This window comes from Micromonospora phytophila (assembly GCF_023656545.1).
GTDB lineage: Bacteria > Actinomycetota > Actinomycetes > Mycobacteriales > Micromonosporaceae > Micromonospora > Micromonospora phytophila.
Window position 1 is genome coordinate 1 of sequence record NZ_JAMOKF010000315.1, and the last position, 6,353, is coordinate 6,353.

Genomic DNA, 6,353 nt, shown 5'->3' on the forward strand with positions numbered 1-6,353 from the left:
GAAGCCGATCACCGGCACGGCCGGCGCGGCGGTGTGGGCGATCGGGCCGGCGATCGGCCCGGCGGCGCGGGCGGCCTGGAGGGCGCCCAGGGCGAGCGAGTCGCTGGCGCAGACCAGGGCGGTCGGCGGTGACGCGGCACCGAGCAGCTCGGCAGCGAGCCGCTCGCCCTCGGCGATGCCGTCCACCGCCTCCCGGTCCAGTCCGGTCGGGTCCACGCCCGCCGCCCGCAGGGCCTCCCGCCAGCCCGCGCGGCGGTCGTCGCCGACGCCCGAGCCGGCGGGCCAGCCGATGAAGCCGATCCGGCGGTGACCGGCGGCGAGCAGGTGGCCGGTGGCCTGGGCCGTTCCGGCGGCCCCGTCCACGTCCACCCAGGGGTGGGCGTCGGGGTCGTCCCAGGGCCGGCCGAAGGTCACGAACGGCACGCGCCGCTCGGCGAGCCAGGCGGTACGCGGGTCGCCGTGGTCGGTGCCGGTGAGCACGAAACCGTCCAGGTCGTACGCGCTGAGCAGGTCGTCGAAGGTGGCGATCTCGGCGGCGGGGTCGGCGGCGGTGTAGAGCATCGCGCGGTAGCCGGCCGCCTCGGCGGTCTCGGTGAGGCCGTGCAGGAAGCGGTCGAGCACCGAGCCGTTGATCCCGTCGCGGGTGGGCTCGATCCGGACGGCGATCAGCCGGGAGCGGCCTGTACGCATCTGCCGGGCGGCCTGGCTGGCCCGGTAACCGAGGCTGTCGATGGCCTCCTGCACGCGCCGGCGGGTCTCCTCCCGCACGACGTGCGGCGAGTTGAGCACATTGGACACCGTCTGCCGGCTGACCTGCGCGTGCCGGGCCACCGTCGCGATGGTCACCTTCTCAGACACTTCATGCCTCTCGCCGTCTTGAACGATCCAATTCCGATACGGCAGGATTAGATCGTTCAAGTTTCTGGAATGTTTCGCACTTTGCACCGCCCCGGACGGCTTGTCAAGAGTTCGTCCACCCCCTCAGGACCTGGAGCCGCAACCGTGACCGAACGCCAGCTGCAACCCCTGCTGCACGAGCTGGTCGGGGTGGTCCTCGCCCCGACCAGCGCGCTGGGCGACCGGGCCGGGCAGATCCGCCCGGCCGGCGTCCAGGGGGTCTTCCACGCCGACGCTCGGGTGCTGTCCCGGGCGGAGCTGCGGATCGACGACCGGGAACCGGAGGCGCTGGCCCACGGCCCCGACGGCCCGCACGGCGCGCGCTTCGTCGGCCTCGCCCGCTGGCTCGGCGACCCCGGCGCGGACCCCACCGTGCGGGTGGAACGGGCCCGCCGGGCCGGCCCGCACGGCGTCGACGAGGAGATCCACGTCGTCTCGACGGCTGCCGTGCCGGTGCGGGCCACGGTCAGCGTCGACCTCGGCTGCGACCTGGCCCCGATCGAGGTGGTCAAGTCCGGCGGCGCGGCCACGCCGATCGAGGCTGCGACCGGGCAGCCGGGCCGGGTGCGGTGGGCCGCCGACGGCATCACGGTGACCGTCACCGGCGAGGGTGCCCGGGTGGACACCGGCCGGGCCACCGCGCCCCGGTTGTCCTGGCCGGTCGACCTCGGCCCCGGCGGGACCGCGACCATGCGCTGGCGGCTGCGGGTCGACGACCCACGGGCCGTGGTGACCGCCCCGACCGGAGAGCCGGACTGGTCCCGGCCGGTGGTCCGCGCCGACGACCGGCGGCTGGTCCGCCTGCTCGACCGTTCCCTGGACGACCTGCGCGGGCTGCGCCTGGCCGAACCCGCCGCGCCCGCCGACGTCTTCCTCGGCGCCGGGGTGCCCTGGTTCCTCACCCTGTTCGGCCGGGACAGTCTCTGGGCGGCGCGGATGATGCTGCCGCTCGGTACCGAACTTGCCGCCGGAACGCTGCGCGTGCTCGCCCGCCGGCAGGGTGCCCGGCTCGACCCGACCACCGGTGAGGCGCCCGGCAAGATCCTGCACGAGCTGCGCCGGCACGAGTTCGCCATGCTCGGCGAGGGGCTGCGGCTGCCGCCGGCGTACTACGGGACGGTCGACGCCACCCTGCTCTGGGTGGCGCTGCTGCACGACGCCTGGCGCTGGGGACTGCCCGCCGACCAGATCGAGCCGCTGCTGCCGCACCTGGAGTCGGCGCTCGGCTGGCTCGACGCGCACGCCGACGCCGACGGCGACGGCCTGGTCGAGTACGTCGACACCACCGGGCACGGCCTGACCAACCAGGGCTGGAAGGACTCCGGGGACGCGGTCCGGTTCCGCGACGGCCGGCTCGCCGCGCCGCCGATCGTGCTGGCCGAGGTGCAGGGGTACGCGTACCAGGCGGCCGTCGGCGGGGCGGACCTGCTCGACGCGTTCGGCCGCCCGGGCGCCGACCGCTGGCGCGGGTACGCCGAAGCGCTCGCCACCCGGTTCCGCGCCGCCTTCTGGGTGGACGGCCCGCACGGCCCGCACCCGGCGCTGGCGCTGGACCGGGACAAGCGCCCCGTCGACTCGCTGACCAGCAACATCGGGCACCTGCTCGGCACCGGCCTGCTCTCCGGCGAGGAGGAGGCACAGATCGCCGGCCTGCTCACCGGCGACGCGCTGGCCGGCGGGTTCGGGCTGCGCACCATGTCCACCGGCGACGCCGGGTTCAGCCCGCTGTCGTACCACTGCGGGTCGATCTGGACGCACGACACCGCCATCGTGCTCGCCGGGCTGGCCCGGGCCGGCTTCCGGGAGGCCGCGCTGGGCCTGGCGGAGGGGCTGCTCGGTGCGGCGGAGGCGTTCGACCACCGACTGCCCGAGCTCTACGGCGGCGACGACCGTACGCTGCTCGGCCGGCCGGTCCCCTACCCGGCGGCCTGCCGGCCGCAGGCCTGGTCGGCGGCGGCCGCGGTGCTGCTGCTGCACGCCGCGACCGGGCTGCACCCGGACGTGCCGAACGGCCGGGTCGCCCTGCGCCCCCTGGCCGGTCCCGAGCTGGGCGCCGTCTCCGTCCAGGGGCTGCGCGTCGCCGGCGCCCCCGTCGACGTCCACGTCGACGCCACCGGCCAGGCCACCCTCGCCAACCTCCCGCCGACGCTCACCCTCACCCCCGCCGTCCCGTCCCCCCGCCGCGCGCCGGACTCCGCCGTCCAGGCGTGACCGGACCGGTCATGAGGTTGGCGGCGCCGCCGGTGGCGGCAGCGCCGTCAACCTCATGGCCGACAGGATCAGGGGGTGCGCTCGGCGACCAGTTCGTCGTCCTCCACCGCACCGGTGGGGGCGAAGCCGAGGGAGGTGTAGAGGCGGGCCGCCGGGGTGTTGTCGGGGTGGTACGAGAGGCGGACCACGCTGCCGCCGTCCTGGGCGGCGAGCCAGTCGGCCAGGGTGCGGACGGTGGCCCGACCCACTCCCCGGTCCTGCTCCCCGGCAGCGATCAGCATGCCGCCGATCCAGCGGTAGCCGTCGTCGTCCACCCCCCACATGACGTGCCCGACCACCGTCTCGTCGGCGTAGACGGCCAACGAGGTCCACCCGTCGGAGCGCATGGTCAGCACCAGGTAACGGGCGGCCAGGGCGGGCACCCAGGCGCGCTGGTCGTCCCGGGGCGCCACGTCGGCGACAGCGCGCCAGTTGTCGTCGTCGACCGGCCGCAGCGTGATATGACGTCTGGCCCGGTCGCGCAGCCCAGAATCGATCATGAAGGTGAGCCTAGGTCCCGGCCGGCCGGCTGACGAGCCGTTTCGCCCGTGCCGCACCGGCCGGTGGTGCTCACCCGGCCCGCCGCCCACGGCCATGGCCGGCCCGCGCCGCGGGCCGGCCGAGAGGCCGCTCAGTCGAGCAGCGAGTCCAGGCCGATGGTCAGGCCCGGGCGGGTACGCACCGCGCGGACGGCCAGCAGCACCCCGGGCATGAACGAGGCCCGGTCGTACGAGTCGTGCCGGATGGTCAGCGTCTCGCCGGTGGTGCCGAAGAGCACCTCCTGGTGGGCGACCAGCCCGGTGGCCCGCACGGCGTGCACGCGCACCCCCTCGATGTCGGCGCCCCGGGCGCCCGCCACCTCGTCCTTGGTGGCATCGGGGGTCGGGCCCATCCCGGCGTCGGCGCGGGCCGCCGCGATCAGCCGCGCCGTGTACGTGGCGGTGCCGCTGGGGGCGTCGAGCTTGCGCGGGTGGTGCTGTTCGATGATCTCGACCGACTCGAAGTGCCGGGCGGCGCGGGCGGCGAACTGCATCATCAGCACCGCGCCGATGCCGAAGTTGGGGGCGATCACCACGCCGACCCCGGGCTTGCGGGCCAGCCAGCCGCAGACCCGCTCCAGCCGCTGCTCGGTGAAGCCGGTGGTGCCGACGACCGCGTTGATGCCCTGGTCGATGCACCAGTGCAGGTTGTCCATGACGACGTCCGGAGTGGTGAAGTCGACCACCACCTCGGCCCCGGCGTCGGAGGCGTTGAACAGCCAGTCGCCCTGGTCGACCATGGCCACCAGGTCCATGTCGCCGGCCGCGTCGACCGCCTTGCACACCTCGACGCCCATCCGGCCCCGGGCACCCAGCACGCCCACCCGGATCGGCTCGTCCAGGCCCTTCTCCTGCTCGTCAGTCACGGGGCACAACCTATCCCAATCCATACCTGCCCACCCGACCGGTCCGACGATCGTCCCGCCTCACCGGCGATGATCGACTCGACCTGCCGAAGGTCGCGGTTCCGGCGCGGCCGACACCGCCACATCCCGCACAACGCGGGCCTGAGCCCGAGCCGGGAACGGCGGCCGGGGTGGGTCAGGCGGAGAAGTCGTTCTCGCCGAAGGGGCCGACCACCGCGAGGGACATCGGCCGGCTCAGCAGGTCCGCGGCGAGGCTGTTCACGTCCTCCACGGTCACCGCGTCGACCCGGGTGAGCAGGTCGTCGACGGGCATCAGGTCGCCGTAGAGCAGCTCGCCCTTGGCCAGCCGGCTCATCCGCGAGCCGGTGTCCTCCAGGCCCAGCACGAACGAACCCTTGGACATGCCCTTGCCCCGGGCCACCTCGGCCTCGGTCAGCCCGTCGGCGGCCACCCGGGCCAGCTCGGCCCTGGTCAGCTGCAGCACCTCGTCGACCTTGCCCGGGGCGCAGCCGGCGTAGACGGCGTAGAGGCCGCTGTCGGCGTACTGGCTGGCGTAGGAGTAGACCGAGTAGGCCAGGCCGCGCTGCTCGCGGATCTCCTGGAACAGCCGGCTGGACATGCCCCCGCCGAGGACGTTGTTGAGCACGCCGAGGGCGAAGCGGCGCTCGTCGAGCCGGTCGATGCCGGGGCAGCCGAGGATGACGTGCGCCTGCTCGGTCTCCTTCGGCTCCACCAGGGTGGTCGCCGACTTCACGCGTACCCCCGGGGTGGCCGGCCGGTGCGGCGCCGGCACCGCCGCGTCGGTGTCCAGCGGGGTGCCGCGCACCGCCTGGCGGACCAGCCTGACCACGGTGGCGTGGTCCAGGTTGCCGGCGGCGGCGATGACGATCTGCGGCGCGGTGTAGCGACGCCGGTAGAAGCCCTGGATCTGCCGGCGGGTCATCGGGGTGACCGTCTCCTCCGTGCCGGAGATCAGCCGGCCCAGCGGGTGGTCGCCGTAGACGGCCCGGGCGAAGAGGTCGTGCACCTCGTCGCCGGGCTCGTCGTCGTGCATGGCGATCTCCTCCAGGATCACGCCCCGCTCGGTCTCCACGTCGGCCGGGTCCAGCACCGAGTCGGCGACCAGGTCGCACATCACGTCGATGGCCAGCGGCAGGTCCTCGTCCAGCACGCGGGCGTAGTAGCAGGTGTATTCCTTCGTGGTGAAGGCGTTGGTCTCGCCGCCCACCGCCTCGATCGCCGAGGAGATCTCCAGCGCGTTGCGCTTGTTGGTGCCCTTGAACAGCAGGTGCTCCAGGAAGTGCGCGGCCCCGGCCTGCGGGCCGGTCTCGTCCCGCGAGCCGACCGCCACCCAGATGCCGAACGACACGCTGCGCATCGCCGGGATCGCCTCGGTGAGCACGCGCAGCCCGCTGGGCAGCACGGTACGGCGTACGGTGCCGCCCAACGGATCGTCACTGATCGTGCGGGTCACCGCCCGGCCGGGGGCGCCGGCGCGACCGGCGGTCGACGCGGTGGCGTGCCGGACGGCGCCGGAGGGGGCCATCCCCCGTCGCGCCGCAGGAGGGGACAGACGCGGGGCCCGACTCACGGAAACTCGCTCTCAGATCGACGAGGGGTGGGTGCTGCGGTGGAACGGGACCGGCCGGGCGACGACAACGTCGTCACCCGGCCGGGTGATGCTCAGCTGTGCCGGGTGCGGCGACGCGGACGCTCGCCGCCCTCGCCACCCTCGCCGCCGCCCGCCGGGCCGCGCTCGCCGCGCTCCGGGGCACGACCGCCCCGGTCACCGCCACGGTCG

The 6,353-nt window shown here is 74.7% G+C and carries 5 protein-coding genes; 1 reads left to right on the forward strand and 4 read right to left on the reverse strand.

What is annotated here, in order from left to right:
- Window positions 1–858, reverse strand: an 858-nt coding sequence (locus NCC78_RS25905) for a LacI family DNA-binding transcriptional regulator (RefSeq protein WP_250797727.1), incomplete at its 3' end; no start/stop codon positions are given.
- Window positions 859–1,002: 144 nt separating this feature from the next.
- Between NCC78_RS25905 and NCC78_RS25910 the strand changes: the two genes are divergently transcribed.
- A complete protein-coding gene (locus tag NCC78_RS25910) occupies window positions 1,003–3,108 on the forward strand; it encodes an amylo-alpha-1,6-glucosidase (protein ID WP_250797728.1) in 2,106 nt (701 codons plus the stop codon).
- Between the two features lie 68 nt (window positions 3,109–3,176).
- On the opposite strand, the gene NCC78_RS25915 is transcribed toward NCC78_RS25910, so the two are convergent.
- From NCC78_RS25915 to NCC78_RS25925, 3 genes are all read right to left on the reverse strand, one after another.
- Window positions 3,177–3,647: a GNAT family N-acetyltransferase gene (locus NCC78_RS25915; protein WP_250797729.1), complete on the reverse strand. Its 471-nt coding sequence runs from the start codon at window positions 3,645–3,647 to the stop codon at window positions 3,177–3,179.
- Window positions 3,648–3,778: 131 nt separating this feature from the next.
- Window positions 3,779–4,552, reverse strand: coding sequence for a 4-hydroxy-tetrahydrodipicolinate reductase (gene dapB, locus NCC78_RS25920; protein WP_250797730.1), 774 nt, complete (start codon window positions 4,550–4,552; stop codon window positions 3,779–3,781).
- A gap of 175 nt (window positions 4,553–4,727) precedes the next feature.
- Window positions 4,728–6,098, reverse strand: coding sequence for a M16 family metallopeptidase (locus tag NCC78_RS25925; RefSeq protein ID WP_250797731.1), 1,371 nt, complete (start codon window positions 6,096–6,098; stop codon window positions 4,728–4,730).
- Window positions 6,099–6,353: the final 255 nt, after the last annotated feature.